The following is a 25,976-nucleotide window of genomic DNA, read 5'->3' as shown; positions in this document are numbered from 1 at the left end:
CGACGGTCCAGCACCCCCCTACCGCATCGGGTAGTCACGGTAACACCGTGCGTCACTCCGGCGGGGGCGGATCGCGGAGATCGGCTAGAGGACGCGCGTCCAGCCGTCGGGGTCGCCCGGGACGGCGCGGAAGTCGTAGCGGACGCCGCCCGGCCACAGCGCGACGAGGCTCACCGACGTCGTGCCCCACCGCTCCCCCGCGCCGACGTCGAGCAGCGGGAGCAGCGCCCGGTGGTCCGCGCGGGCGATGCCGCCGCCGTTGACGAGCGGAAGCCATTCGCCCCAGCCGCCGCCGTCGCGGCCGGGCTCGGGCCGGGCCGCGGCGGCGAACCGGGGCCGGAAGTGGGCCAGGCGGGCGCCCATGAAGACGTCCTCGGAGGGGTCGCCGGACGGCGTGTCGCGCCGCCCCTCGCCCTCCAGCCCGCTGTTGACGATCATGTGCAGGCCGGCGCCGAGGTCGCGCTCCACCAGCGCGATCCCGTCCCAGCTCCACAGCCGGACCCCGTCCGGCTCGGCGCCGACGAGGTGAAAGGGGTCGTAGGCGCCCGCGTCGAGGCCGCCGAGCCCGCCGTCGGCGGCGATCCGCAGCGGCAGCTCCCCGCGGGACTCGCGGCGGGCCTCGTCCGCCATCACGCCGCGGCCGTTCAGGATCAGGCCGGCGCGGGGCGCGGCGGGGTCGACGGCGAGCCAGGTGCCGCCGGCGCGCAGGTCGCGGCCACCGACCAGGCCCGGACGGCCGGGCCAGTGCCGGCCGGGCGGCACCCAGTCGCGGGCGAGGAACTCGTCGCGGACGCCGACGACGAGGACGGGCACGCGGGAGGACGGATCAACGCTGATGATCGCCGTGCACATGCCCCCCATTGGAGCATTCGGCGCGAATCGCCCCTACAGCGGGGGCCAGGGGATCGCGGGCCAGTCCTCCGGCGGGTACGGATGCACGCGGTGCCGGAGCATCAGCTCGACACGGCGGCGGGTCGCGTCCACCTCGGCGGCCGTCAGCAGCGCCGCCAGCCGGGCCGCGAGCGGGCCGCCGGCCAGCGCGGCGCCGACCCGGCCGAGAGCCTCCAGGGCCTCGGCGGTCAGCGGCTTGCCGCGCCACTGCCACAGCACGGTCCGCAGCTTGTACTCGGCGGAGAAGCTCACGCCGTGGTCGCAGCCGAACACGTGCCCGTCGCCGGGCGGCAGCAGGTGGCCGATCTTGCGGTCGGCGTTGTTGACGACGGCGTCGAACACCGCCATCCGGCGGATCGCCTCGTCGTCGGACCGGGACAGCGCGACCAGGTCGACGTCGGGGTCGGGCTCCACCCACAGCTGCACCATGCCGGGGCCGTACGGGCCGTCGCGGTGGACGGTCGGAGGCACCACCGCCCAGCCCATCGCCTTCGACACCTCGTAGGCGGCGACCTCCCGCTCGGCGAGCGTCCCGTCCGGGAAGTCCCACAGCGGGCGCTCCCCCGCGACCGGCTTGTAGACGCAGTGCGCCGCGACGCCGTCGTGCTCGATCGAGCAGTACAGGGTGGCGTTGGACGCCTGGACGAGCCGGCCCTCCACGGTCAGCCGGCCGGCGGCCAGCAGGAGCTCGGCGGGCTCGGCGTCATGGGGGGACACCGCGCCGTCCGAGGAGACCGGGCCCTGGGAGGACTGCGTCATGGGTTCATTCTCCCGTCCGCCGTCCGCATGATCCAGGCCGCCATGTCAGCCGAGATGCCCGTTCTGGCGGGGGCAGACGTGCCCCTCGGCGTCCAGCGGCAGCCCGCACAGCGGGCACGGCGGCCGGCCCGCCGCGACGACCCGCAGCGCCCGCTCCGCGAACGCGCGGGCCTCCGCCGCGCCGATCCGGACCCGCAGCACCGCGATCGCGGGGTCGTCCACGCCGAGCTCCGCCTCGGCGTCGCCCTCGGTGACCTCCTGCGCCTCGATGACGACCCGCTCGCGCTCGGCGTCCCAGCCGAGCGCCATGGCGCCGACCCGGAACTCCTCCTCCACCGGCTGGTCGAGGGGGGCGTCGTCGCGGAGCCCGGCGGGGGCGACCGCGGGCACCGGGGCCGTGCCGGTGGCGCGCAGCACCTCGTCCAGCAGCTCCTCCAGCCGCTCGGCGAGCAGCGTCACCTGGAACTTCTCCAGCCCGACGCTGGTGACGCGGCGTCCCGCGCGGGCCTGCAGGAAGAAGGCGCGCTCGCCGGGACGCCCGACGGCGCCGGCGACGAAGCGGTCCGGCGGATCGTAGGAGATGACGGGCATGGCACCGACCCTACGCGCCGCCGCCGACGGCCGCGTCACTCGCCCCGGGCCCGTCCCCGGCCGCGGGCTTCGGCAGCAGGCCCGCGACGTCGCCTCCGGTGTCGTTGAGGCGGGCCACGAACGGCCGCAGCTCCGTGTACCGGACGACGGTGAGGGAGGCGGGGTCGGCCTGGATGCGCTGGAACTGGTCCAGGTGGAGGCCGAGGGCGTCGGCGACGATCGCCTTGATGATGTCGCCGTGGCTGCAGACGAGGTAGGCGGCGTCGGGGCCGTGCTCGGCGGCGATCCGCTCGTTCCAGCCGCGCACCGCCCGGACCGCGCGGTGCTGCGCGTCCGCCATGGCCTCCCCCTCCTCGCCGGGGAACCGCGCGGCGCTGGGATGGGCCTGGACGACGCGCCACAGCGGGTCCTCGGCGAGCTCGGCGAGCGGGCGGCCGGTCCAGGCGCCGTAGCGGACCTCGCCGAACCGGCCGTCGGTCTCGACCTTCCCGGCGGCTCCGGGACGCCGCGCCGCGACCGCCTCGGCGGTCTCGACGCACCGGTCGAGCGGGCTGGACACGACCGCGGCGAGCGGGACGGGGGCGAGCCGGGCGGCGAGGGCGGCGGCCTGCGCCCGGCCGCGCTCGTCCAGCCGGACGCCGGGGGTCCACCCCGCGAGGACGGGACCCGTCATCGCGGTCAGGCCGTGCCGTACGAGGAGGAGGGTGGTCACGCCCGGCAGTCTAGGAGATCGCGGGGTCTCCGGCGGGCGCGAGAAGGCCCGCCCACAGCTGCGACTCGGCGCCGCCCGCCTCCAGCCTGCGGCGCATCCGGTCGACCGTGCCGCGCGTCGGGAGGGCGAGCCACAGCAGCAGCGGGTAGCCGGCCGCGAACCCGGCGAGGAAGACGAGCTCGCTGTGCCCGACCATCGCGAGCGGCAGCCCGGCGAGGATGACGCCCTCGGCCAGGGCGAACCGCAGCAGCAGCGCCTGCCGGAACAGCAGCAGCGCCCGCCGCGCCGCGGCGGCGGGCGGGCCGGGCACGGCCGCGGCCATCGGACGCGGCGCGCGCGGCCCGGCGATCAGGGCGATCGCCGCGAACACGGCGATCGGCACGTAGAACCAGGGCGGGGCGCCCTCGTCGTTGTTCTGCACGATCAGCGGCGTGATCGCCAGGATGAGGACGGGGGCGACGACGAGGACGAGCATCATGGCGCGCAGCCGGCCGAGCACGGTGCCGCCGCGCAGCGACCGGATGTAGCCGGGGTCGTCGGCGGGGCCCGCGCCGGGGACGAGCGCCGTGCCCGGCGGCCCGCCGGCGCCGGGCGTCTTCGGCGAGTACATCGAGAACGGAGGTGGCGCCATGGCTGCGAACTCTAACCCGGCCGGGCGCGCCGGCGACAGGGATCGGCGGCCGGAGATCGCCGGGCCGCGCCGGCCACCGGTCCCGGCGCCGGAACGGGGACGACGCCGGTCACGGCGTCCTCCCGATCCGGGCTCCGCCGCGATCACCGATAGATTGGCGGCCCATGAAGGAGCGTCACCTCGGCCGCAGCGGGCTGCCGGTCTCCCGGCTGGGGCTCGGCACCATGACGTGGGGCCAGGACACCGACCCGTCCGAGGCGGCCGCGCAGCTCGTCGCGTTCGTGGAGGCGGGCGGGACGCTGGTCGACACCGCCGACGTCTACGGCGACGGCGACAGCGAGCGGATCCTCGGGCACCTGATGCGCGAGCTGGTCGACCGGGACGGCCTCGTCGTCGCGACCAAGGCGGCGATCCGGCCGAACGGCCGCTACGACGCGTCCCGCCGGCACCTGCTGCGCGCGCTGGACGCGTCGCTCGACCGGCTGGACCTCGACCACGTCGACCTGTGGCAGCTGCACGTGTACGACCCGGCGACGCCGCTGGAGGAGACGCTGTCGGCGCTGGACGAGGCCGTGGCGTCCGGGCGGGCCCGGTACGTCGGCGTCTCGAACTACGCGGGCTGGCAGGTGGCGAAGGCGGCCGCCTGGCAGCGGGCGTGGCCGGGGCGCGCCCCCATCGTGTCGGCGCAGCTGGAGTACTCGCTGCTGCGGCGCGACATCGAGCGGGAGGCCGTCCCGGCGGCGCTGGACGCGGGGGCGGGGCTGCTGCCCTGGTCGCCGCTCGGGCGGGGCGTCCTGACGGGCAAGTACCGGACGGGCATCCCGGCCGGGTCGCGCGCCGCCGCCGACCGCTACGCCGACTTCGTCCGGCCGTACCTGGACGAGGAGTGCGGGCGGATCGTGGAGTCGGTGGTGACGGCCGCCGAGGGCCTCGGCGTGTCCCCGCTCTCCGTGGCGCTGAGCTGGGTGCGGGACCGGCCGGGGGTCGCCGCGCCGATCGTCGGTGCCCGGACGGCGGCGCAGCTGGAGGCGATACTGGGGAGCGAGGACCTCACGCTCCCGCAGGAGATCCGCGCCGCGCTGGACGACGTGTCGGACATGTCGTCCGCGCACGGCTGAGGCCCGGCCCTTTGACCACCCGACCATCCCCGACGGGAATGCCGTGACCGACTCCCACACCGAAGCCGAGACGGGATCCGACACCGGGTCCGAGACACGGGCTCAGCGCGCGGCGCGCGCCGCCGCGGCCCTCCGCGAGGCGGAGGCCGCCGCCCGCGCGAACGCCGCGTCGCGTCCGGCGGACGCCGCCCCTTCCGCCGGGCGTGCGCCAACACCACCCGGAACCGCCGCTCCCCCCGCCACCGGAACCGCCGCTCCTCCCGCCACCGGGGCCGCGGCGCCGCCGGGCGCGCCCTCCGGCGCGGCACCGCGCGTGGAGCCGCCCGCGGCGGGCGCCCCGGCGCCCCGCAGCGGGGGCGGGCTTCCGGCGCTCACCGGGCTGTTCGAATCCGCGGGCGTCCCGGCGGCCCTCGCGGCGCGGACCCTGGCCCGGCTGGGGCCCGACGCGGCCGGGCTGCTGCGCGACGACCCGTGGCGCCTGCTGGGGGTCCCCGGCGTCCTGCCGCCGCAGGCCGACCACTTCGCCCGGCGCGTCCTCGGCGGGGACGCCCGCCCGGACGACCCGCGCCGGGGCCGCGCCCTCGTCGCGCACCTGCTGACGGAGGCGGCGCGGGAGGGGCACACGGTCACGCCGGCGGCCGACGTGCTGCGGGAACTGGAGCGCATCGGGGTCGCCGACGCGGGCGCCGCCGTGGAGGCGGCGCTGGACGGCGGCGAGGTCCTGGCGCTCGCCGACGAGCCCGGGTTCGACGAGGACGCGCCGGACGGCGACGCCGAGCCGGCCGAGCCGGAGGAGGCGCTCGGCCTGGCGCGCTGGGCGCTGGCCGAGGAGGCCGCCGCGGAGGGGTTCCAGCGGCTGGCGGCCACCGCCGGGCCGCTGCTGGACGACGCCGCCGTGCGGGAGCTGCGCGCCGGGCTCCCCGAGGACCGGTCCCTGCTCGGCACGGCCGCGTTCACGATGGGCGTGACCGTCCTGCGGGGCACCCCGGACGCGGTGGAGGGCGCCGCCGTCGAGCTCGTGCGGGCCGCCGCCGCGCGCGGGCTGCGCTCCGCCGCGGCCGCCCCGACCGCGCGCGCCGCCGCCCGCCTCGGTCCCGACGACCCCCTGGTCACGAGCCTGCACCGGCTGCTGGAACCGGCGGCCGGCCCGGCCGGCACGGTCGTGTTCGGGCGCGGCGAGCAGCACCCGCTCGAGCTCGACCTGCTCGTGGTGACCGACGCGTCCGGCCTCGACATCGAGCTGTGCGCCGTGCTGGCGGAGGCGTGCGCCGACGGGACGCACCTGGTGCTGGGCGGGCCGGAGGGCGCGCCGCCGCCCGCCGGCCCCGGCCGGCCCCTCGACGATCTGGAGGCGTCCGAGACCGCCCCGGTCGTGTCGCTCGACACCGGGCCGCCCGGCCCCGGCGACCCCCTCGGCACGCTGCAGGCCGCCGTGCGCGGCGGGGACCTGCCCGCCGTCGAGGCGCCCGGCCGCGAGGTGGTCGTCGTGCCGGCGGCCGATCCGGCCGAGGCCCTGCACCGCGCCGTCCAGCTCGTCGCGGACTCCATCCCCCGGGCGCTCGGCATCCCGCTCGACGACGTCCAGGTCGTCGCGCCCGCGGCGGGCGGCGAGGCGGGGACGGCCGCGCTGAACGCCGCGCTGAAGGCGCGGGTGAACCCCGGCCCCGGCCGGTTCGCGGGGCTGGACCCGGGCGACCGCGTCGTCGTGGCGGCGCCGCTGCCGCAGGCCGCCGCCGGCGAGGTCGGCACCGTGCTCGGCGGCGGCCCGCACGGGCTGGACGTGGAGTTCGCGGACGGCCCGGTCACGATCGCCCCGCCGGACGCGTCCCGGCTGCGCCACGGCTGGGCGGCGACGGCCGCGCTGGCGCGGGGGACGCGCCGCCCGGCCGTGGTCGCGGTGCTGTCCGCGGACGGGCTGTCGCGGCCGGTGGTCGCGACCGCGTTCGGGCTGGCCCTGCGGCACCTGTCGGTGGTGCAGGCGGCCGGGCCGGCGCTGGCGCGCGCCGTCCGGGACGCCGGTGCACCGGTGCGGCGCACCAGGCTCGCGGGGCTGCTGGCGCGCTGAGGGCCGCCGGGGTCCGAGAAACGGCCGTGCCGGGGTTTACGGACGGACCGCGATGAGGCACGATTCCCCTCGTGGGCGGGGTGTCCCGGCGCCGTGTCCGCATTCGGTCGGACGCGGAGCCGATACCGCGTCGTGAGCAGACGAGGAGCGAGATGCCCCAGCAGCACGCGAGCGGTTCGGCGGGCAGGCGGCTGGTGCGCCTCGGCTCGGCCGGCACGGCGGTCTCCGCCGGCGCCCTGGTCCTGCTGATCGCCGGCGCGCCCGCCGCGGACGCGGCGCAGGAGTGCAAGAAGGGCACCGATCCGGCCAGCACGCTGGAGAACTGGAAGTGCCAGCTCGACAACATCCGCAAGGAGCTGGAGCCGAAGCCGGCGCCCACCCCGACGCCGAAGCCGAACCCCGGGCCGACGAAGCCCGCCGACGACGGCGAGAGCCGCACCGACCCGGTGAAGGAGAAGCCCAAGCCGAAGCCGAAGCCGGTCACGGGCGGCGGCTCCGGCGGGGGCGGCGCGCTTCCCCCGGCCTCCGGCCCGTCCGCGATGAGCGGCCCCGAGGGGCTTCGGCCGTACTCGGGCGCCACCCCGTCCACGGCGCCCGGACTGCCCGGCGTCCTGCCGACGCCCGAGGTCGCCGGGCCGAACGCCGCCCCCGCGTCCGGCGGCGGCGCGGTGGTCCCGCAGACGCGCCTCATCGCGCCCGTGGCCGCCACCCGGCACGAGAACGGCGAGATGCTCTGGGTCGCCGCGGCCGCCGCTGCGGCGGGTGCCGTCGGCGCCCTCCACCTGAGCGTCCTCGGCCGCCGCGTCCGCACCGTCCGCCGGCGCTGACACGGCGCCGGCCCAGCGCGCGAGGGCCCCGTCCGGTGTTCCGGACGGGGCCCTCGCGCGACGGCGGGCGGTCAGTCGGTGTGGGCGCCGATGGCGTGCAGCCCGCCGTCCACATGGACGATCTCGCCCGTCGTGGCGGGGAACCAGTCCGACAGGAGCGCCGCGCAGGCGCGCGCGGTGGACTCGCAGTCCTTGATGTCCCAGCCCAGGGGCGCGGCCTTCGGCCACAGCTCCGTCATGCCCTCGAAGCCGGGGATGCTCTTGGCGGCCATCGTGGCGAGCGGGCCGGCGGCGACCAGGTTGACGCGGATGCCCTGCGGCCCGAGGTACTTGGCGAGGTAGCGGCAGCAGGACTCCAGCCCCGCCTTCGCCACGCCCATCCAGTCGTACACCGGCCACGCCTTCGTCGCGTCGAAGTCGAGACCGACGACGGATCCGCCGTCCTTCATCAGCGGCAGGCACGCCATCGTGAGCGACTTCAGCGAGTACGCCGAGGTGTGCACGGCGGTCGCCACGTCCTCCCACGGGGTCTCGAGGAAGTTGCCGCCGAGCGCGGTCTGCGGCGCGAACCCGATGGCGTGGACGACGCCGTCCAGCCGGTCGAAGCCGAGGCCGCGCAGCTCGTCGGCGAGACCGTCGAGGTGGCCGGTGTCCGTCACGTCCAGCTCCACCACCGGCGGCGGGGAGTCGGGACCGGACGGCAGGCGCTTCGCGGTGCGCGCGGTCAGCGTCGGGCGCGGGTAGGCGGTCAGGACGACCTCGGCCCCCTCCTGCTGCGCGATCCGCGCGACATGGAAGCCGATCGAGGCGTCGGTGAGGACGCCCGTGACCAGGATCCGCTTGCCCTCGAGGATTCCCATGACTGTCAGTGCCCCATTCCCAGGCCGCCGTCGACGGGGATCACGGCCCCGGTGATGTAGGCGGCGTCCTCGCTCGCCACGAACCGGACGGCCTTGGCGACCTCCTCGGGCCGCGCGATCCGGCCGAGCGGGATCGCCCCCGTGATGGCCTTCTGCTGGTCCTCGCTGAGCACGGCCGTCATGTCGGTGTCGACGAAGCCGGGCGCGACGACGTTCACGGTGATGTTGCGGGAGCCGAGCTCCCGGGCGAGCGACCGGGCGAACCCGACCATGCCCGCCTTGGACGCGGCGTAGTTCGCCTGGCCCGGCGAGCCGAGCAGCCCGACGACCGACGAGACCAGCACGATGCGGCCGGTGCGCTTGCGCATCATGCCCTTCACGCCGCGCTTGGCGACGCGGAACGCGCCCGTCAGGTTCGTGTCGAGGACGGACGTGAAGGAGTCCTCGCTCATGATGGCGAGGAGCGTGTCCTTGGTGATGCCGGCGTTGGCGACCAGCACCTCGACCGGCCCCTGCTCGGCCTCCACCTTCGCGAACGCGGCGTCCACGTCCTCGCTGCTCGTGACGTCGCAGCGGACGCCGAACAGGCCCTCGGGCGGCTCGCCGGACCGGTAGGTGACGGCGACCGCGTCGCCGGCGGCGGCCAGCTCCCGGGCGATGGCGAGGCCGATCCCCCGGTTTCCCCCGGTCACGAGGACTGAGCGACTCATCACGACCCTCTCGTCGAGTACGAACAGCGCCTGACATTAGCGGCCCGCAGACGCGAAGAAGATGTGCCGAACCGACAAGATCCCCTCCCCCGGCTTTGTTCGGGGCGGGCGCCGCCCCCGCCGGGTAGGTTGCGGAGGGTGCATGACATCGATCCCGCATTCACCGCGCTTCCCCTGCGCGCGCTGGCCGACGCGGCCTTGAGCCGGGCGAAGGAGCTCGGCGCGGCGCACGCCGACTTCCGCCTGGAGCGGATCCGCAGCCAGACGCTCCGGCTGCACGACGCCGCTCTGGAGACCGCGCTCGACGCCGACGACGTCGGGCTGTCCGTCCGGGTCGTCAAGGACGGCACCTGGGGCTTCGCCGCCGGCATCGACCTGACTGCGCGGGGCGCCGCGCGCGTCGCCGAGCGGGCCGTCGAGGTCGCGGCCGTCGCCCGCCCCGTCAACACCGAGCCGATCGAGCTGGCGCCCGAACCCGTCCACGGGGAGCGGACGTGGGTCTCCTCGTACGAGACCGACCCGTTCACCGTGCCGACCGGCGAGAAGACCGCGCTGCTGGCCGACTGGAGCCGCCGCCTCCTGTCCGACGACCGCGTCGACCACGTCGACGCGTCCCTGCTGCAGGTCAAGGAGAACAAGTTCTTCGCCGACCTCGCCGGGACGGTCACCACGCAGCAGCGGGTCCGGCTGCATCCGGTGCTGGACGCCGTCGGGATCTCCGACGGCCGGTTCGACACGATGCGGACGCTCGCGCCGCCCGCCGGGTACGGGTGGGAATGGCTCACCGGCACGCACTGGGACTGGGACGGCGAGCTCGCCGCCATCCCGGGGCTGCTCGCCGAGAAGCTCGCCGCGCCGACCGTCGAGCCGGGCGGCTACGACGTCGTCATCGACCCGTCCAACCTGTGGCTGACGATCCACGAGTCGATCGGGCACGCCACCGAGCTCGACCGGGCGCTCGGCTACGAGGCCGCCTACGCGGGCACGTCGTTCGCCACGCCCGACCGGCTGGGCTCCCTGCAGTACGGCTCGAAGGTCATGAACGTGACCGGGGACCGCACCGCCGAGCACGGCCTCGCCACCATCGGCTTCGACGACGAGGGCGTCGAGACGCAGACGTTCGACATCGTCTCGGAGGGCCTGTTCACCGGCTACCAGACCGACCGGCGCATCGCCCGCCTCACCGGCGCCCGGCGGTCCAACGGATGCGCGTTCGCGGACGCCGCGTCCAGCATGCCGATCCAGCGGATGGCGAACGTGTCGCTGGCGCCCGCGCCCGGCGGCCCGTCCACCGACGAGCTGATCGCGGGCGTCGACCGGGGCCTGTACATCGTCGGCGACAAGAGCTGGTCGATCGACATGCAGCGGTACAACTTCCAGTTCACCGGGCAGCGCTTCTTCCGGATCGAGAACGGCCGGCTCGCCGGGCAGGTCCGGGACGTCGCCTACCAGGCGACCACGACCGACTTCTGGAACTCGATGGAGGCGGTGGGCGGCCCGCAGACGTACGTTCTGGGCGGGGCGTTCAACTGCGGCAAGGGCCAGCCTGGCCAGGTCGCGCCGGTCAGCCACGGCTGCCCGTCGGCGCTGTTCCGGGGCGTCAACATCCTCAACGCGCTGAAGGAGGCGGGCCAGTGACGATCAGGCCGCAGGAGGCCGTCGAGCGGGCGCTGTCGCTGTCACGCTCCGACGACTGCATCGTCATCGCGGACGAGTCGAGCACCGCGAACCTGCGGTGGGCGGGCAACACGCTCACCACCAACGGCGTCACGCGCTCCAGCCGCCTCACCGTCATCGCGCTGCGGAACACCGGCGACGGCGTCGCCACCGGCGTCGTGTCCCGGTCGGCGGTCGGCGCCGACGCCATCGAGGACCTGGTCCGCGCCGCGGAGGCCGACGCCGCCGCGGCCGAGCCGGCCGAGGACGCCGCGCCGCTGATCGCGGAGCCGGCGGGCGGCGGCGGGTGGGACGACGAGGCGGCCGAGACGGGCATCGGCGTCTACGAGGGCTTCGCGCCCGCGCTCGGCGAGGCGTTCGCCGCCGCCGGGTCCGCCGGGCACCGGCTGTACGGGTTCGCGAACCACATGCTGACGTCGACGTTCGTGGGCGGGTCGACGGGGCTGCGGCTGCGGCACGACCAGCCGACCGGGCTGCTGGAGCTGAACGCCAAGGGCACCGGCGGCTCGGCCTGGGCGGGCGTCCCCACCCGCGACTTCACCGACGTGGACGTCGCGGCGCTGACGGAGGGCCTCGCCACGAGGCTCGCGTGGGGCGAGCGGCGCGTCGACCTGCCCGCGGGCCGGTACGAGACGATCCTGCCGCCGAGCGCCGTCGCCGACCTGATGATCTACCTGTACTGGTCGGCGGGCGCCCAGGACGCGCAGGACGGCCGGACGGTGTTCAGCGCGCCCGGCGGCGGCACCCGGGTAGGGGAGCGGCTCGCGAGCCTGCCCGTGACGCTGTCCAGCGACCCGTCCGCCGCCGGGATGGAGTGCGCCCCATTCGTGATCGCGCACGCGTCGGGCCGCGAGTCGTCGGTGTTCGACAACGGGCTCCCGCTCGCGGCCACCGACTGGATCGCCGACGGCAGCCTCGGCGCGCTCACCCAGACCCGGCACTCGGCGGCGCGCACGGGGCTGCCGTGCACCCCGGCCATCGACAACCTCGCGATGACCGCGCCCGGCGCCGGCGCGACCCTCGACGAGATGGTCGCCCGGACCGAGCGCGGCCTGCTGCTGACCTGCCTGTGGTACATCCGGGAGGTGGATCCGCAGCGGCTGCTGCTCACCGGCCTCACCCGCGACGGCGTCTACCTCGTCGAGAACGGCGAGGTCGTCGGCGCGGTGAACAACTTCCGCTTCAACGAGAGCCCGGTGGACCTCCTCGGCCGGCTGGCCGAGGTCGGCCGCACCGAGCCCACGCTGCCGCGCGAATGGTCCGACTACTTCACCCGGACCGCGATGCCGGCGATCAGGATCGGCGACTTCAACATGTCGACGGTGAGCCGGGCGTCCTGACGGGTCAGTCGTCCTCCAGGCGGAAGCCGATCTTCATGCCCACCTGGAAATGGGCGATCTCACCGTCCTCGATCTGGCCGCGGACCTCCGTCACCTCGAACCAGTCGAGGTGACGGAGTGTCTGCGCGGCGCGGCGGACCCCGTTGCGGACGGCGGCCTCGACGGACTCCGGCGAGGTGCCGACGATCTCCGTCACCCGGTACGTGCGGTCGCTCATGGCGTGCTCCCTTCTCGTGCGGCCCCGGGAGGGCGCAACCTGCTGTCGCGTGCCGGACTCCTTGGGCTTACCGTGGAAACGTGAAGGTCAATCCCCGCCGCGGTCCGGAGGTCCACACGGTCACGGACGCGCCCCTGCCGATGTCGGAGGACATCGGGCACCGGCAGCGCCGCTACCTGGTGTCCATGGGCATCCGGACGGTGTGCTTCGTCGCGGCGGTCCTGACGGCCGCCGCGGGCGCCCCGACGTGGTGCGTGGGCCTGCTGGTCGTCGGGGCGCTCTTCCTGCCCTACATCAGCGTGGTCGTCGCGAACGGCGGGCGGGAGCCGACCGCGTCCGCGAGCTTCACCCCGGCGGCCGAAGACCGGGAACAGAAGCCGATTTCCGGACAGCGACCGGAAATCGGGTCGTGACATTCTCTTGACTTACCGCAGGGGGTTTCGGTGTACGATTTGTACCGGCGCTCTGGTCCCCCGTCGGGGCGCCCGTGCCGGTGTTCCGGGCCCCCGTCGGAACACCGATGACGCGGCGCCGGGTGGATTGCCCCCGTATCCACCCGGCGCCGCTTTTTACTTCCCCGCTGCCTTCCGATGACCTCCGCCCGGACTCCTTTTCAGGTTCTCGCGGCACCGAGCACGGTCAGTGAGAAGCGCAAGACCCATTCGGTGGCCGGGTCCGGCCATGATCCAGGCGGGGCCGAGGCGGCGCTTCTCCGCCGGCTTCCGGACGCGATCCGGCATTCCCTCCCCTGCGGCGCCCTCCGCCGGCCCCCCACGTCTTGACTCTTGACGGAACGTTAGATTCCGTCCCGCCCCGTACGCCCTGCTCGGCACCGACCTGCGCTTGCGGGCCGAATCAGGTTCGGGCTAGGTTAGCGTTCCGCTAGTTGGACGGCGAAAGGGGCAGACGTGCGCCGCACGATCTTCAATGAGGACCATGAGGCGTTCCGGGAGACCATCCGGGACTTCATCGAGGCCGAGGTCGCGCCGGTCTACGACGACTGGGAGCACGCCGGGCACCCGCCGCGCGACTTCTACCACAAGCTGGGCGAGCTCGGCGTCTTCGGCATCCAGGTGCCCGAGGAGTACGGCGGCGCCGGCGAGACCAGCTTCAAGTACCAGGCGGTGATCTCCGAGGAGTGCGCCCGCGCCGCGGTGAGCTTCGGCGGTTACGGCGTCCACGTCAACCTCGTCCTGCCGTACCTGCTCAAGTACGCGAACGAGGAGCAGAAGAAGCGCTGGCTCCCGCCGTTCGTGTCCGGCGAGATGATGACCGCGATCGCGATGACCGAGCCCGGCACCGGCTCCGACCTCGCCGGGATGCAGACCACGGCGAAGCGCGACGGCGACCACTACATCCTGAACGGCGCCAAGACGTTCATCACCGGCGGCGTCCTCGCCGACCGGATGCTCGTCTGCGCCCGCACCTCGCCCGCCACGGCGGAGAACCGGCGCGCCGGCCTGTCGATCTTCGTGGTGGACACCCGGAGCGAGGGCTACACCGTCGGCCGCAAGCTGGAGAAGATCGGGCTGCGCAGCTCCGACACCGCCGAGCTGTCGTTCACCGACGTCCGCGTCCCCGCCGAGGACCTCCTCGGCGAGGAGGGCCGCGGGTTCGAGTACCTCATGCACAACCTCGCGGAGGAGCGGCTCGGCATCGCGACCACCTCCTACGCGTCCGCGGCGGCGGCCGTCGACTTCGCCCGCGCCTACGTTCAGGAGCGGACGGTCTTCGGCAAGACGGTGTCGTCGTTCCAGAACACCAAGTTCGTGCTCGCCGAGTGCGCCACCGAGGTCGAGGCGGCCCGCTCGCTCGTCGACCGCTGCATCGAGGCCCTGGACGCCGGGGAGCTGACGCCCGCCGACGCCGCCGTCGCCAAGCTGTTCTGCACCGAGGTGCAGGGCCGCGTCGTCGACAAGTGCCTGCAGCTGCACGGCGGCTACGGCTACATCCTGGAGTACCCGATCGCCCGCCTCTACACCGACGCCCGCGTGGCCCGGATCTACGGCGGCACCAGCGAGGTCCTGAAGACGATCATCGCCAAGGACATCCGGGTCTGAGGAAGGGCGGAACCGACATGACCGGGAACAGGGTCGCCATCGTCACCGGCGGGGCGCGGGGCATCGGCGCCGCGACCGCCGTCCGGCTCGCCCGCGAGGGGTTCGCCGTCGCGGTCCTCGACCTCGACGAGGCCGCGTGCGCGGGCACCGTCCGGGCGATCGCGGAGGCCGGCGGCACGGCGCTCGCCGCCGGTGTGGACGTCGCGGACGCGGGCCGCGTCACCGCCGCCGTCGAGCGCGTGGCGGCGGAACTCGGCCCGCCGGTGGTGCTGGTGAACAACGCCGGCATCACCCGGGACAACCTGCTGTTCAAGATGTCCGAGGACGACTGGGACTCGGTCATGTCGGTGCACCTGCGGGGCGCGTTCCTCATGACGCGGGCCGTCCAGGCGCACATGACGAAGGCCGGCTGGGGGCGCGTCGTCAACCTGTCGTCGGTGTCGGCGCTCGGCAACCGCGGCCAGGCCAACTACTCCGCCGCGAAGGCGGGCCTGCAGGGGTTCACCAAGACCCTCGCGATCGAGCTCGGGAAGTTCGGCGTGACCGCCAACGCGATCGCGCCCGGTTTCATCGCGACGGAGATGACCGCCGCGACCGCCGCCCGCGTCGGCGCCGACTTCGAGGTGTTCAAGGCGGCGGCGGCCGAGCAGATCCCGGTCCGCCGCGTCGGGGAGCCCGAGGACATCGCGGGCGTCGTCGCGTTCCTGGTGAGCGACGACGCGTCCTTCGTGTCGGGGCAGGTCCTCTACGTGGCGGGCGGTCCGCGCGACTGATGGGCCGTTTCTGATGGGCGGGGAGACACCGGCCGGTCCCACGCGGGACCGGGACGCCACCGAGGAGGCGCTGCGCGCCGCCGCGATCACGCTGCTGCGCCGGGGCGGCGTCCTCGCGGGGCTGAACCTGCGGGAGGTCGCGGACGCGGCGGGCGTCAACCGCGGGCTGGTCTACCAGTACTTCGGGTCGCGGCGCGGGCTGCTGCGCTCGGCGCTGTTCCACCGGTCCCGGCCGAACTCCCTCGACGCGGCCGAGTCGGCGGGGCTGCCGCTGCGCAAGCGGCTGTCCCGGCTGTTCTGGACGAGCCTGCGCAACCCCGAGCCGGTCGTCCTCGCGACGCTGCTCGTCCTCGACGGCGACGACCGGCCCCGCGTGCTCCTCAACCGGGGCGACGGGCGCAAGGCCCTCGCCGAGGACGCGGCGCGCGGCGAGCTGCCCGTCGACGACGTCGAGGCCGTGCAGGCGGCGCTCGCGTCCACCATCTACGGGTACACGCTGCTGCGCGAGCACCTTGCGCGGGAGATCGACGTCCCGGCGGAGGAACTGGACGGCCGGGTCGCGCGCTGCTTCGAGGCGATGTTCACCAGGCCGCCCGCGTCCTAGACGTTCACCAGGCCGCCCGCGTCCTAGATCACCTCGGCCAGCTGACGGGCGAGCACGGCCGGCGCCTCGGCGAGCGAGGGGCCGTACCAGGTGAGGTACCGGCCGTTCACCAGCGCCGCCGCCAGGCCCGGGAACGCCTCCGGGCCGTCCGCCGCGGTGAACCGGTACGGCTCGTCGGGCAGGACGACCAGATCCGCGCCGGCCGCGTTCAGCTCGTCCAGCGGGATCCTCGGGTAGCGCTCGGCGTGATCCGCGTAGACGTTCACCACGCCGAGGCGGCCGAGGACGTCACCGGTGAACGTGCCGCTCCCGACGACCATCCACGGCCGCCGCCACACCGGGACGACCGCGCGGCGCGGCGGGCCGGGCGTGACCGCGGCCCACGCGGCCTCCGCCTCGTCCAGCCAGCCGGGCGCCTCGACGCGGCACGCCTCCGTGAGCATCCGGCGCAGCGAGGCGAAGGCCCCCTGGACGGTGCGGATCTCGGTCATCCAGACGGCGACGCCCGCCGCGCGGAGGGCCTCGACGTCGGCGGGCCGGTTCTCCTCGGTGTTGCCGACGACGACGTCCGGCCGCAGCGCGACGATCTGCTCAACGTCGGGGTTCTTGGTGCCCCGGATGCGCGGGACGTCCAGATCCTCCGGGTGGGTGCACCAGTCGGTGGCGCCCGCCGGCAGTCCCGGCGCCGACACCGCGACCGTCTCCGTCAGGGACGGGACGAGCGACACCACCCGGCGCACCCGCTCCGGGACCGGAACGGGCGCACCGGTGTCGTCCCGCGGGTCCGTCATACGTTGCGGCGGTACTGGCCGCCGACCTCGAAGAACGCGCCGGTGATCTGCTGCAGGCTGCACACCCGCGCCGCGTCCATCAGCACGCCGAACACGTTCTCCCCCGAGCGGGCCGCGTCCTGGAGGCGGGCGAGCGCCGCCTCGGCCTCCCCGCGGTGCGCGTCCTGGAACGCGCGGACGCGCTCCAGCTGCGACCGCTTCTCGTCCTCGGTCGCGCGGGCCAGCTCGATCGTGTCCGGGGTCCCGTCGGCGGCGTCCGGGGCGCGGAACGTGTTCACGCCGATGATCGGCAGGGTTCCGTCGTGCTTGCGCTGCTCGTACAGCATCGACTCGTCCTGGATGCGGCCGCGCTGATAGCCGGTCTCCATCGCGCCGAGGACGCCGCCGCGCTCGCTGATCCGGTCGAACTCGCGCAGCACGGCCTCCTCGACGAGGTCGGTGAGCTCGTCGATGACGAACGACCCCTGGAGCGGGTTCTCGTTCATCGCGAGGCCCCACTCCCGGTTGATGATCATCTGAATCGCCAGGGCGCGCCGCACCGACTCCGCCGTGGGCGTCGTGACGGCCTCGTCGTAGGCGTTGGTGTGGAGGCTGTTGCAGTTGTCGTAGACGGCGATGAGGGCCTGGAGCGTCGTCCGGATGTCGTTGAAGTTCATCTCCTGCGCGTGCAGGGAGCGCCCCGACGTCTGGACGTGGTACTTCAGCTTCTGGCTGCGCTCGTTGGCGCCGAACCGGTCCCGCATGGCGACGGCCCAGATGCGGCGGGCGACGCGTCCGAGGACGCTGTACTCGGGGTCCATGCCGTTGGAGAAGAAGAACGACAGGTTGGGCGCGAAGTCGTCGACGTCCATGCCGCGCGCCAGGTACGACTCCACGTAGGTGAACCCGTTGGCGAGGGTGAACGCGAGCTGGCTGATGGGGTTCGCCCCCGCCTCGGCGATGTGGTAGCCCGAGATGGACACCGAGTAGAAGTTGCGGACGCCGTTGGCGATGAACCACTCCTGGATGTCGCCCATCATCCGCAGCGAGAACTCGGTGGAGAAGATGCAGGTGTTCTGGCCCTGGTCCTCCTTGAGGATGTCGGCCTGCACGGTGCCCCGCACGGTCGACAGGACGCGCGCGCGGACCTCCCGCGCCTCGTCCGGGGACGGTTCCCGTCCGTTCTCCTCCCGGAACGCGTCGAGCCCCTGGTCGATGGCGGTGTTCAGGAAGAACGCCAGGATCGTCGGCGCCGGGCCGTTGATGGTCATCGACACCGACGTCGTCGGGGACGCCAGGTCGAACCCGTCGTAGAGGGCCTTCATGTCGTCCAGCGTCGCGACGGACACGCCGGACGTGCCGACCTTGCCGTACACGTCGGGCCGCTCGTCGGGGTCTCGGCCGTACAGCGTGACGGAGTCGAACGCGGTCGACAGCCGCGTGGCGGGCTGGCCCTCCGACAGGAGCTTGAACCGCCGGTTGGTGCGGAACGGGTCGCCCTCCCCGGCGAACATGCGCGCCGGATCCTCGTTGTCGCGCTTGAACGGGAACACGCCCGCCGTGAACGGGAAACGGCCGGGCAGGTTCTCCGCGCGCAGGAACCGCAGCAGCTCGCCGTGGTCGGTATAGCGCGGCAGGGCGACGCGCGGGATGCGGCTGCCCGACAGCGACTCGCGGGTCAGGGCCGTCCGCAGCTCCCGGTCGCGGATACGCACGACCTGCTCGTCGCCGGAGTACGACTCCACGACGGAGGGCCACTCCTCGATGAGCGCGGCGTTGCGGGGCTCGACCTCGCTTCGCGCCCGCTCCAGCAGCGCCTCCACCTCGCCGGCGTCCCGCAGCTCGGCCCGCACCTCGTCCAGCCGCTGGACCCGCCGCACCGCCGCGGCCTGCGCCGCCGTGGCGGCGTGGTACCCGCGGACCGTCTCGGCGATGTCCGACAGGTACCGGACGCGGCCGGGCGGGATGATCGTCGCGGCGCCGGTCGACGCCTTGGTGTCCACGGCCGGGAGCGCGCCGGGCCGGATGCCCAGCAGCTCCCGGAGGTGCTGATAGAGCGCGGTGACGCCGTCGTCGTCGAAGGTGGCGGCGCTCGTCCCGAACACCGGCATCTCCTCGGGCCGCTTCCCGAACGCCTCCCGGTTGCGGACGAGCTGGCGCGCGACGTCCCGCAGCGCGTCGGCGGCGCCGCGCCGCTCGAACTTGTTGATCGCGACCACGTCGGCGAAGTCGAGCATGTCGATCTTCTCGAGCTGGGACGCGGCGCCGAACTCGGGCGTCATCACGTACAGCGAGACGTCCACGAGCGGGACGATCCCGGCGTCGCCCTGCCCGATGCCGGGCGTCTCCAGGATCACGAGGTCGAACCCCGCGGCCTTGCAGGCGCCGACGATGTCCTCGATGCCGCGGGGCAGCTCGTGCGCGCCGCGCGTGGCGAGTGAGCGGAAGAAGACCCTGTCGCCGTCCAGGGCGTTCATCCGGATGCGGTCGCCGAGCAGCGCGCCGCCGCCGCGCCGCCGGGTCGGGTCGACGGCGAGGACCGCGACGCGCGGCCCGTCCCGCTGGTCGGTGCGCAGCCGCCGGACGAGCTCGTCGGTGAGCGACGACTTGCCGGAGCCGCCGGTGCCGGTGATGCCGAGCACCGGCACCGTCCGCGCGGCGGCCGCGTCGGCGAGCGCGGCGCGGTCCGCCTCGGCGAGCCTCCCGGCCTGCAGGCAGGTGATCGCGCGGGCCAGGGCGCGCCGCTCCCCCGCCAGGACGGCCCGGACGTCGGCGGGCTCGTCGGCGAGGTCCACGTCGCACTCGCGCACCAGCTCGTTGATCATGCCGGGCAGGCCGAGCCGCTGGCCGTCCTCCGGGGAGAAGATCCGCACGCCCTCGCCCGCCAGGCGGGCGATCTCCTCGTGCACGATGACGCCGCCGCCTCCGCCGAACACCCTGACGTGCTCGGCGCCGGCCTCCTTGAGGCTGCGCGCCAGGTACTCGAAGTACTCGACGTGCCCGCCCTGGTAGGAGCTGATCGCGACGCCCTGCGCGTCCTCCTCCAGGACGGCGTCCACGACCTCCCGGACGGAGCGGTCGTGACCCAGGTGCACCACCTCGGCGCCCTGCGACTGCAGGATCCGGCGCATGATGTTGATCGCCGCGTCGTGCCCGTCGAAGAGCGCCGCCGCGGTCACGAACCGCACCGGATGCACCGGCGTGTGGAGCTGCCCGGTCACGTCCTCATCTCCAGCCCTTGGACATCCAATATTTGGAAGTTAAAGTAGTTGGCGTGCACGACCCGGTCAAGACCACCTACGGTGGGGCAATGCCCGAAGCCCTCGATCCCATCGCCGAGGCCCACCGCCAGTGGAGCGCGCGCTGGCCCGAGCACGCCGACCACATGGCCGCCGTCACCTCGGTGATGCGCGCCCAGCAGCTGCTGCTGAGCCGCATCGAGGCCGTCCTCAAACCCTACGGGCTGACCTTCGCGGCCTACGAGGCCCTGCGCCTGCTCGCCTTCACCCGCACCGGGACGCTCCCGATGGGCAAGATGGGCACCCGCCTGATGGTCCACCCCGCCTCCGTCACCAACGTGATCGGACGCCTGGAGAGCCGCGGCCTCGTCGGCCGCCGCCCCTCGCCCGACGACCGCCGCGTCGTCCTCGCCACCATCACGCCGGCGGGCCGCGAGCTCGCCGAGGAGGCCACCGCCGCGCTCAACGAGTCCGCCTTCGGCATCGCCGGCCTCGCCGCCGCCCAGGCCGCCGAGATCACCCGCAGCCTCCACGCCGTCCGCGTCACCGCCGGCGAGGTCAGCTGAGGCCGGGACGCGGCGCGGCCCTCGGATGTGAGCGATCCCCTATGCTGTGGATCACATCCGTTATGCCCGCGAGGAGGCTGCTATGACGGATTCGCCGACAATGACGTACGGCGGATACCTGCGGCTGGACGACCTGCTCGACTGCCAGGAGACCCGGACCGCCGCCCACGACGAGCTGCTGTTCGTGATCATCCATCAGGTGTACGAGCTGTGGTTCAAGCAGATCCTGCACGAGGCCGAGCTGCTGCAGCGGCGGCTCGAGGCCGGCAACAGCGGCGGCTCGCTGCACACCGCGCGGCGGATCGCGAAGATCCTCAAGACGGTGGTCGGGCAGCTCGACGTGCTGGAGACGATGACGCCCCGGCAGTTCGCGGCCTTCCGGGGCGCGCTCGGGACCTCCAGCGGGTTCCAGAGCGCCCAGTTCCGCGAGATCGAGGCGGTCTTCGGGCGGCGCGGGTTCCCCGCGTCCGACCTGCGCGACGACCCCCGGCTGCGGGCGGCGATCGCGCGGCCCTCGGTGTTCGACTCGCTGCTGCGGTACCTGGCCGGGCGCGGCTGCCCCGTCCCGGCGGAGGCCCTCGAACGCGACCCGTCGCGGCCGTGGGAGGCGAGCGCCGAGGTCCAGAAGGCCCTGCTGCACGTCTACGCCGACGAGTCCGGGCCCGGGGCCGAGGTCTGCGAGGCGCTCGTCGACATGGACGAGGGCATCCAGGAGTGGCGGTACCGGCACCTCAAGATGGTGGAGCGGACGATCGGCGCCAAGATCGGCACGGGCGGCTCGGCGGGCGCGGACTACCTGCGCGACACGCTGTTCCGGCCCGCGTTCCCCGACCTGTGGGAGGTCCGATCGCAGGTCGAGGAGGCGCCCCTCCATGGCTGAGGAACGGGTCGCGATCGTCGGGGCCGGGCTCGCCGGATGCCTGCTGGCCGTGCTGCTCGGGCGGCGCGGCGTCCCCGTGACCGTCTACGAGCGGCGGCCCGACCCCCGGGTCGCGGGCGCGGAGCGCGGCCGGTCGATCAACCTGGCGATCTCCGCGCGAGGGCTGGCGGCGCTGGAGCAGGTCGGCCTGCGGGACGAGGCGCTCAAGCGGGCGCTGCCGATGCACGGGCGGATGGTGCACCCTCTCGGCGGCGCCGTGAACTTCCAGCCCTACAGCGCGGACGGGACGCGCGCCATCAACTCGATCGGCCGCGCGGAGCTGAACGCCGCGCTGCTGGACACCGCCGAGGCCACCCCGGGCGTCGCGCTGCGGTTCGCGGCGCGGATCACCGGCGCCGACCTGGAGGCGGGGCTCCTGCGGACGGAGGGCGGGGGCACCGAGCCCGCCGAGGTGATCCTGGCGGGCGACGGCGCGTACAGCGCGGTCCGCGCGTCCCTGGACCTGGACGCCGGTACCGACTTCCTCGACCACAGGTACAAGGAGCTGACCGTCCCGCCGAGGGACGGGGACTTCGCGCTCGACCCGGACGCGCTGCACATCTGGCCGCGCGGCACCGCCATGATGATCGCGCTGCCGAACCTCGACCGGTCGTTCACCTGCACGCTGTTCTGGCCGCAGGACGACTTCGATGCGCTCGGCACGGACGCGGAGATCGCCGCCCACTTCGCCGAGCGCTATCCGGACGTCGCCGGCCTCATGCCCGACCTGGCGGACGACTACCGGCGCAACCCCGTCGGGTCGCTGGTCACCGTCCGGTGCCGGCCGTGGGTCCGGCGCGGCGACGGCGCGATCGCGGCGCTGCTCGGGGACGCGGCGCACGCGATCGTCCCGTTCTTCGGGCAGGGCGCGAACTGCGCGTTCGAGGACTGCATCGAGATCGACCGGTGCCTGGCCGAGACGGGCGGCGACTGGGCGCGGGCCCTCGCCGCGTACGAGGAGCGCCGCAAGCCCAACACCGACGCCATCGCCGAGATGGCCCTCGACAACTTCATCGAGATGCGCGACCGGGTATCGTCGCCGGTGTACCGGGCGCGGCAGGCCGTGCGGCACGCACTGGAGCGGCGGCTCGCTGGCCGGTACGTGTCCCGGTACGAGCTGGTGTCGTTCTCCACGCTGCCTTACGCGGAGATCCCGGCGCGGATCCGGCGGCAGAACGCCGCGCTGGGCGCGGCCGCGCTCGGCGGCGCCGCCCTGCTGGCCCTGGGCGCGCGGGCGGTACGGCGCCGCCGGTGACGGACGGGCGGTATGCCACAGTTGGGGGTGTGACCGACGCGCCTCCCGACACCGCCCCCGACGACCTGCTGTGCTCGGCGAAGGGCTGCCGCGCCGACGCCGTGTGGGCGCTGCGCTGGAACAACCCCAAGATCCACACGCCGGAGCGGCGGAAGATCTGGCTCGCCTGCGACGGCCACCGGGAGAGCCTGTCGGCGTTCCTGGACCGCCGCGGCTTCCTGCGCGACGTCGTCCCGGTCGCCGGCCGGGACGGCTGACGGGCTAGGCGGACGCCTCGGGGAGGGCGGGCGCCCACTCCTCGGCCAGCTCGGTGAGCCGGGCCGCGGCGTCCCGGGCGGGGGCGCCCCGGCCGACGGCGAGGCCGAGGAGGTAGGCGGTGAGCGGCGCGCCGGGCCGGGCGACGCCGTGCGCGACGTCCCGGGCGAGGTCCAGCACGAGGTCGCGGTCGATCTCCGCGCGGTCGACGCCGAGCTCGCCGCAGACGGCTTCCATCCAGTTCTCAAGTACCGACATGGCTCTCACTCTCGCACGTCCTGAGCAGGCGGTCCGCGTCCGCCAGCCGTTCGGGGGTGTCGCAGTCGTACCAGGGCGGGCGCGCGCCGGCGGGCACCGCGACCGGCACGGGTTCCAGGGGGCCGAGCAGCCCGCGCAGCGACGCCCCGGAGTATCCGGCGAGGGCGTCCCGCAGGACGGCGGTGCGCCAGCATCCGGCGAGCCACTGCGGATGTCCGGTGTCGTCCGCGAGGACGGCGCCGGCGCCGTCGCCCACGGCCGCCAGCAGCGAGGACACGTGCGCGGCGCGAAGGAACGGCAGGTCGGCGGCGAGCAGCGCCAGCAGCGGCGCGCGGACCTCGGCGAGCCCGGCGCGGAGCGCGGGCACCGGACCGCCGCCGGGCGGATCCTCCCGGACGACGATCGCGCCGGGCAGCACGGCGCGGGCGGGCCCGACCACGATCAGCCGGGACGCGCCCTCCGCCGCCCCGGCCGCCCATTCGAGCAGGGTGCGCCCCCCGGCGGACGCGGCGGGCTTGTCGGCGCCGCCGAACCGCCGCGCCCGCCCGCCGGCCGGCAGGACGGCGTCGAACCGCATCCCGGCCGCCTCAGCCGCCGATGGCCGACATGGGCCGGGCGGGCTGCAGGAAGGACGGGTCGTCGATGCCGTGGCCGGCGCGCTTGGTCCACACGGCCTTGCGCCAGCGCTCGGCGATCTCGTCGTCGGTGGCGCCGCCGCGCAGCGCGTCCCGGAGGTTGGACTCGTCGGTCGCGAACAGGCAGTTGCGGATCTGCCCGTCGGCGGTGAGCCGGACCCGGTCGCAGGCGCCGCAGAACGGCCGGGTGACCGAGCCGATCACGCCGACGGTCGCGGGGCCGCCGTCGACCAGGAACGTCTCGGCGGGGGCGCTGCCGCGGTCCTCGCGGTCGTCGGGGGCGAGGGAGAACTCCTCGCCGAGCCGGGCGAGGATCTCGTCCGCCGTGATCATGCCGTCACGGGACCAGCCGTGCTGGGCGTCCAGCGGCATCTGCTCGATGAACCGGAGCCGGTAGCCGTTCTCGAGGCAGAAGCGCAGCAGCGGGACGGCCTCGTGGTCGTTGATCCCCCGCATCAGCACCGCGTTGATCTTGACGGGGGCCAGCCCGGCGTCGCGCGCCGCGCTCAGCCCGGCGAGCACGTCGGCGTGCCGGTCGCGGTGGGCGAGCCGCTTGAAGACGGCGGGGTCGAGGGTGTCAAGGGACACGTTGACCCGGTCGAGCCCGGCGCCGGCGAGCGCCCCCGCCAGCCGCGCCAGGCCGATGCCGTTGGTGGTGAGGGAGATCTGCGGGCGTGGCGCCAGCGCGGCCGTCCGGCGGACGATCTCCGGCAGGCCGCGCCGCAGCAGCGGCTCGCCGCCGGTGTAGCGGACCTCGGTGATCCCGAGGTCGCGGACCCCGACGGTGACGAGCCGCACCACCTCGTCGTCGGTGAGCACCTCCGGTTTGGGCAGCCAGTCCAGGCCCTCCGGCGGCATGCAGTACGAGCACCGCAGGTTGCATCGGTCGGTCAGGGAGACCCGGAGATCGGTCGCGGTACGCCCGAAGGTGTCGACCAGCACGGGCACCCCTTCCTGCTGGGGACGGCCCGCACCCGCGGGCCGTCCGGCCGTTGACCACTCCACACTATTCGGACGGCCGGGGTCTCACACATCGCGATCCGGCCGTCAGCCCTTCACGCAGATGAGCTGGCGCAGGTGCGCCACCACCTCGACGAGATCGGACTGGGCCGCCATCACCGACTCCAGGTCCTTGTAGGCACCGGGGATCTCGTCGATGACGCCGCCGTCCTTGCGGCACTCGACGCCCTTCGTCTGCTCGATCAGGTCGTCCACCGTGAAGCTCTTGCGGGCCTTGTTGCGGCTCATGAGCCGGCCCGCGCCGTGCGACGCGGAGTTGTACGCGGTCGGGTTGCCGAGGCCGCGGACGATGTAGGTGCCCGTCGCCATCGAGCCCGGGATGATGCCGAGGTCGCCGGCGCCCGCGCGGATCGCGCCCTTGCGGGTGACGAGCAGCTCGACGCCGTCGTACTCCTCCTCCGCCACGTAGTTGTGGTGGCAGGAGATCTGCTGCTCCCAGCGGCACCGGTGCGGCCCGAAGCGCTGCGTCACGACGTTCTGCGCGAGCGCCATCATGACGGCGCGGTTGCGGCGCGCGTACTCCTGCGCCCAGAAGAGGTCGTGGCGGTAGGCGTCCATCTTCGGGGTGCCGGAGATGAACACGGCGAGGTCGGGGTCCGGCAGGTCCTGGTTGTGCGGCAGGGCGCGGGCGGCCTCGATGTGCTGCTCGGCGAGCGCGTTGCCGATGTTGCGCGACCCGGAGTGCAGGACGAGCCAGATGGCGCCGTCGTCGTCCGCGCACAGCTCCAGGAAGTGGTTCCCGCCGCCGAGCGTCCCCATCTGGCTGCGGGCGCGGCCGAGGCGGGACCGGACGCCGCGGTGCAGGTTCTCCGCGTCCTTCCAGAACTCGTACCAGCCGCGCTCCCTCAGGCCGGGCAGGGCGGACGGGTCGACCTCGTGCTTGTGGGCGCCGCGGCCGACCGGGATCGCCTTCTCCAGGCGGCCTCGCAGGCCGGACAGGTCGTCCGGCATGTCCTCGACGGTGAGCGTCGACCTGGCGGCGGTCATCCCGCAGCCGATGTCGACGCCGACCGCGGCCGGGGACACCGCGTCGCGCATGGCGATCACGGACCCGACCGTGGCGCCCTTGCCGAAGTGGACGTCCGGCATGACGGCGAGGCCCTCCACCCACGGCAGGGCGGAGACGTTGCGGAGCTGGTCGAGCGCGACGTGCTCGACGGTGGCGGGGTCGGTCCACATCCGGATGGGAACGCGGCCGCCCTTGAGCGTCTGGTACGGCATGCC

27 protein-coding genes are annotated in these 25,976 nt (G+C 74.5%); 13 read left to right on the top strand and 14 right to left on the bottom strand.

All coding sequences use genetic code 11. The annotated features are described in order from the left end of the window. Positions 1-84: 84 nt before the first annotated feature. From IE99_RS0111005 to IE99_RS0110985, 5 genes are read right to left on the bottom strand one after another with little or no spacing between them, the layout of a single operon-like run. On the bottom strand, positions 85-852 hold the full coding sequence (locus IE99_RS0111005; protein ID WP_030167767.1) for an NRDE family protein: 768 nt from the start codon (positions 850-852) through the stop codon (positions 85-87). A gap of 33 nt (positions 853-885) precedes the next feature. Beyond that, positions 886-1,650, bottom strand: coding sequence for an SCO1664 family protein (locus IE99_RS0111000; RefSeq protein ID WP_030167765.1), 765 nt, complete (start codon positions 1,648-1,650; stop codon positions 886-888). 45 nt (positions 1,651-1,695) lie between these two features. Next, complete coding sequence (locus IE99_RS0110995) at positions 1,696-2,241, bottom strand: DUF3090 domain-containing protein (protein ID WP_030167762.1); 546 nt, start codon at positions 2,239-2,241, stop codon at positions 1,696-1,698. Positions 2,242-2,251: 10 nt separating this feature from the next. Beyond that, positions 2,252-2,953 carry an MSMEG_4193 family putative phosphomutase gene (locus IE99_RS0110990; RefSeq protein WP_030167760.1) on the bottom strand — a complete coding sequence of 234 codons (702 nt, stop codon included), beginning with the start codon at positions 2,951-2,953 and terminating at the stop codon, positions 2,252-2,254. Between the two features lie 10 nt (positions 2,954-2,963). Further along, positions 2,964-3,584 carry a hypothetical protein gene (locus IE99_RS0110985; protein WP_030167756.1) on the bottom strand — a complete coding sequence of 207 codons (621 nt, stop codon included), beginning with the start codon at positions 3,582-3,584 and terminating at the stop codon, positions 2,964-2,966. A 164-nt stretch (positions 3,585-3,748) separates the two neighbouring features. On the opposite strand from IE99_RS0110985, the gene IE99_RS0110980 reads away from it, so the two are divergent. The 3 genes from IE99_RS0110980 (at position 3,749) to IE99_RS0110970 (ending at position 7,594) form a co-directional block, all read left to right on the top strand. Next, positions 3,749-4,702, top strand: a complete 954-nt coding sequence (locus IE99_RS0110980; protein WP_030167753.1) for an aldo/keto reductase — start codon at positions 3,749-3,751, stop codon at positions 4,700-4,702. Between the two features lie 43 nt (positions 4,703-4,745). Next, complete coding sequence (locus tag IE99_RS0110975; RefSeq protein WP_245623155.1) at positions 4,746-6,767, top strand: helix-hairpin-helix domain-containing protein; 2,022 nt, start codon at positions 4,746-4,748, stop codon at positions 6,765-6,767. A 152-nt stretch (positions 6,768-6,919) separates the two neighbouring features. Further along, positions 6,920-7,594, top strand: coding sequence for a hypothetical protein (locus IE99_RS0110970; protein WP_030167747.1), 675 nt, complete (start codon positions 6,920-6,922; stop codon positions 7,592-7,594). Between the two features lie 71 nt (positions 7,595-7,665). On the opposite strand, the gene fabI is transcribed toward IE99_RS0110970, so the two are convergent. Next, positions 7,666-8,454 carry an enoyl-ACP reductase FabI gene (fabI, locus tag IE99_RS0110965; protein ID WP_030167745.1) on the bottom strand — a complete coding sequence of 263 codons (789 nt, stop codon included), beginning with the start codon at positions 8,452-8,454 and terminating at the stop codon, positions 7,666-7,668. A 5-nt stretch (positions 8,455-8,459) separates the two neighbouring features. Next, a complete protein-coding gene (locus tag IE99_RS0110960) occupies positions 8,460-9,164 on the bottom strand; it encodes a beta-ketoacyl-ACP reductase (RefSeq protein ID WP_030167743.1) in 705 nt (234 codons plus the stop codon). Positions 9,165-9,302: 138 nt separating this feature from the next. Between IE99_RS0110960 and IE99_RS0110955 the strand changes: the two genes are divergently transcribed. Together IE99_RS0110955 and IE99_RS0110950 are read left to right on the top strand one after the other, a co-directional pair. Next, positions 9,303-10,802, top strand: coding sequence for a TldD/PmbA family protein (locus tag IE99_RS0110955; protein WP_030167741.1), 1,500 nt, complete (start codon positions 9,303-9,305; stop codon positions 10,800-10,802). A gap of 2 nt (positions 10,803-10,804) precedes the next feature. Beyond that, the gene (locus IE99_RS0110950) at positions 10,805-12,181 is read left to right on the top strand and encodes a metallopeptidase TldD-related protein (protein WP_051712395.1); all 1,377 of its coding nucleotides are present in this window, start codon (positions 10,805-10,807) and stop codon (positions 12,179-12,181) included. A 4-nt stretch (positions 12,182-12,185) separates the two neighbouring features. Here the strand turns inward: IE99_RS0110950 and IE99_RS0110945 are convergent, their stop codons facing one another. Beyond that, the gene (locus IE99_RS0110945) at positions 12,186-12,398 is read right to left on the bottom strand and encodes a dodecin (RefSeq protein WP_030167736.1); all 213 of its coding nucleotides are present in this window, start codon (positions 12,396-12,398) and stop codon (positions 12,186-12,188) included. 80 nt (positions 12,399-12,478) lie between these two features. Here IE99_RS0110945 and IE99_RS0110940 point away from each other — a divergent pair, with 80 nt between their 5' ends. The 4 genes from IE99_RS0110940 (at position 12,479) to IE99_RS31800 (ending at position 15,835) form a co-directional block, all read left to right on the top strand. Next, positions 12,479-12,811 (top strand): DUF3099 domain-containing protein, encoded by a 333-nt coding sequence (locus IE99_RS0110940; RefSeq protein WP_030167733.1) that lies wholly within the window; start codon positions 12,479-12,481, stop codon positions 12,809-12,811. A 495-nt stretch (positions 12,812-13,306) separates the two neighbouring features. Further along, positions 13,307-14,458, top strand: a complete 1,152-nt coding sequence (locus IE99_RS0110935; RefSeq protein ID WP_030167730.1) for an acyl-CoA dehydrogenase family protein — start codon at positions 13,307-13,309, stop codon at positions 14,456-14,458. Between the two features lie 17 nt (positions 14,459-14,475). Beyond that, positions 14,476-15,231 (top strand): 3-oxoacyl-ACP reductase FabG, encoded by a 756-nt coding sequence (fabG, locus tag IE99_RS0110930; protein ID WP_030167728.1) that lies wholly within the window; start codon positions 14,476-14,478, stop codon positions 15,229-15,231. 13 nt (positions 15,232-15,244) lie between these two features. Further along, complete coding sequence (locus IE99_RS31800; RefSeq protein ID WP_030167724.1) at positions 15,245-15,835, top strand: TetR/AcrR family transcriptional regulator; 591 nt, start codon at positions 15,245-15,247, stop codon at positions 15,833-15,835. A 23-nt stretch (positions 15,836-15,858) separates the two neighbouring features. Here the strand turns inward: IE99_RS31800 and IE99_RS0110920 are convergent, their stop codons facing one another. Next, on the bottom strand, positions 15,859-16,626 hold the full coding sequence (locus tag IE99_RS0110920) for a helical backbone metal receptor (RefSeq protein WP_051712378.1): 768 nt from the start codon (positions 16,624-16,626) through the stop codon (positions 15,859-15,861). Further along, entirely contained in the window at positions 16,623-19,826 is a 3,204-nt protein-coding gene (gene icmF / locus IE99_RS0110915; protein ID WP_030167720.1) for a fused isobutyryl-CoA mutase/GTPase IcmF, read from the bottom strand. The genes IE99_RS0110920 and icmF overlap by 4 nt, the downstream gene beginning before the upstream one ends. 89 nt (positions 19,827-19,915) lie before the next feature. On the opposite strand from icmF, the gene IE99_RS0110910 reads away from it, so the two are divergent. From IE99_RS0110910 to IE99_RS0110895, 4 genes are all read left to right on the top strand, one after another. Next, positions 19,916-20,410, top strand: a complete 495-nt coding sequence (locus IE99_RS0110910; protein ID WP_030167717.1) for a MarR family transcriptional regulator — start codon at positions 19,916-19,918, stop codon at positions 20,408-20,410. Between the two features lie 82 nt (positions 20,411-20,492). Beyond that, on the top strand, positions 20,493-21,290 hold the full coding sequence (locus IE99_RS0110905) for a tryptophan 2,3-dioxygenase (protein ID WP_030167707.1): 798 nt from the start codon (positions 20,493-20,495) through the stop codon (positions 21,288-21,290). Next, positions 21,283-22,584 (top strand): FAD-dependent oxidoreductase, encoded by a 1,302-nt coding sequence (locus IE99_RS0110900; RefSeq protein WP_030167705.1) that lies wholly within the window; start codon positions 21,283-21,285, stop codon positions 22,582-22,584. Before IE99_RS0110905 ends, IE99_RS0110900 begins: the two co-directional genes overlap by 8 nt. A gap of 29 nt (positions 22,585-22,613) precedes the next feature. Beyond that, positions 22,614-22,841, top strand: a complete 228-nt coding sequence (locus tag IE99_RS0110895; RefSeq protein ID WP_030167703.1) for a hypothetical protein — start codon at positions 22,614-22,616, stop codon at positions 22,839-22,841. Between the two features lie 4 nt (positions 22,842-22,845). Here the strand turns inward: IE99_RS0110895 and IE99_RS33015 are convergent, their stop codons facing one another. The 4 genes from IE99_RS33015 to IE99_RS0110875 form a co-directional block, all read right to left on the bottom strand. Next, entirely contained in the window at positions 22,846-23,097 is a 252-nt protein-coding gene (locus IE99_RS33015) for a DUF6457 domain-containing protein (RefSeq protein WP_030167699.1), read from the bottom strand. Continuing rightward, a complete protein-coding gene (gene mobA, locus IE99_RS0110885) occupies positions 23,084-23,674 on the bottom strand; it encodes a molybdenum cofactor guanylyltransferase (RefSeq protein ID WP_037559105.1) in 591 nt (196 codons plus the stop codon). Before mobA ends, IE99_RS33015 begins: the two co-directional genes overlap by 14 nt. 10 nt (positions 23,675-23,684) lie before the next feature. Further along, positions 23,685-24,674: a GTP 3',8-cyclase MoaA gene (gene moaA / locus IE99_RS0110880; protein ID WP_030167694.1), complete on the bottom strand. Its 990-nt coding sequence runs from the start codon at positions 24,672-24,674 to the stop codon at positions 23,685-23,687. Positions 24,675-24,779: 105 nt separating this feature from the next. Beyond that, positions 24,780-25,973, bottom strand: coding sequence for an RtcB family protein (locus tag IE99_RS0110875; protein WP_030167690.1), 1,194 nt, complete (start codon positions 25,971-25,973; stop codon positions 24,780-24,782). Positions 25,974-25,976 lie beyond the last annotated feature (3 nt).

It is taken from the genome of Spirillospora albida, from assembly GCF_000718255.1.
GTDB classification, from domain to species: Bacteria; Actinomycetota; Actinomycetes; order Streptosporangiales; family Streptosporangiaceae; genus Spirillospora; species Spirillospora albida.
The sequence above is the reverse complement of the archived record's forward strand: the minus strand, read 5'-3'. Positions and strand labels throughout refer to the sequence as shown.

What these genes read in the sequence shown, in the direction of transcription:
- IE99_RS0111005 (WP_030167767.1), bottom strand. Translation starts at nt 852, where the DNA reads ATGTGCACGGCGATCATCAGCGTTGATCCGTCCTCCCGCGTGCCCGTC.
- IE99_RS0111000 (WP_030167765.1), bottom strand. Translation starts at nt 1,650, where the DNA reads ATGACGCAGTCCTCCCAGGGCCCGGTCTCCTCGGACGGCGCGGTGTCC.
- IE99_RS0110995 (WP_030167762.1), bottom strand. Translation starts at nt 2,241, where the DNA reads ATGCCCGTCATCTCCTACGATCCGCCGGACCGCTTCGTCGCCGGCGCC.
- IE99_RS0110985 (WP_030167756.1), bottom strand. Translation starts at nt 3,584, where the DNA reads ATGGCGCCACCTCCGTTCTCGATGTACTCGCCGAAGACGCCCGGCGCC.
- IE99_RS0110980 (WP_030167753.1), top strand. Translation starts at nt 3,749, where the DNA reads ATGAAGGAGCGTCACCTCGGCCGCAGCGGGCTGCCGGTCTCCCGGCTG.
- IE99_RS0110970 (WP_030167747.1), top strand. Translation starts at nt 6,920, where the DNA reads ATGCCCCAGCAGCACGCGAGCGGTTCGGCGGGCAGGCGGCTGGTGCGC.
- fabI (WP_030167745.1), bottom strand. Translation starts at nt 8,454, where the DNA reads ATGGGAATCCTCGAGGGCAAGCGGATCCTGGTCACGGGCGTCCTCACC.
- IE99_RS0110960 (WP_030167743.1), bottom strand. Translation starts at nt 9,164, where the DNA reads ATGAGTCGCTCAGTCCTCGTGACCGGGGGAAACCGGGGGATCGGCCTC.
- IE99_RS0110945 (WP_030167736.1), bottom strand. Translation starts at nt 12,398, where the DNA reads ATGAGCGACCGCACGTACCGGGTGACGGAGATCGTCGGCACCTCGCCG.
- fabG (WP_030167728.1), top strand. Translation starts at nt 14,476, where the DNA reads ATGACCGGGAACAGGGTCGCCATCGTCACCGGCGGGGCGCGGGGCATC.
- IE99_RS31800 (WP_030167724.1), top strand. Translation starts at nt 15,245, where the DNA reads ATGGGCGGGGAGACACCGGCCGGTCCCACGCGGGACCGGGACGCCACC.
- IE99_RS0110920 (WP_051712378.1), bottom strand. Translation starts at nt 16,626, where the DNA reads ATGACGGACCCGCGGGACGACACCGGTGCGCCCGTTCCGGTCCCGGAG.
- IE99_RS0110910 (WP_030167717.1), top strand. Translation starts at nt 19,916, where the DNA reads ATGCCCGAAGCCCTCGATCCCATCGCCGAGGCCCACCGCCAGTGGAGC.
- IE99_RS0110905 (WP_030167707.1), top strand. Translation starts at nt 20,493, where the DNA reads ATGACGGATTCGCCGACAATGACGTACGGCGGATACCTGCGGCTGGAC.
- IE99_RS0110900 (WP_030167705.1), top strand. Translation starts at nt 21,283, where the DNA reads ATGGCTGAGGAACGGGTCGCGATCGTCGGGGCCGGGCTCGCCGGATGC.
- IE99_RS33015 (WP_030167699.1), bottom strand. Translation starts at nt 23,097, where the DNA reads ATGTCGGTACTTGAGAACTGGATGGAAGCCGTCTGCGGCGAGCTCGGC.
- mobA (WP_037559105.1), bottom strand. Translation starts at nt 23,674, where the DNA reads ATGCGGTTCGACGCCGTCCTGCCGGCCGGCGGGCGGGCGCGGCGGTTC.
- IE99_RS0110875 (WP_030167690.1), bottom strand. Translation starts at nt 25,973, where the DNA reads ATGCCGTACCAGACGCTCAAGGGCGGCCGCGTTCCCATCCGGATGTGG.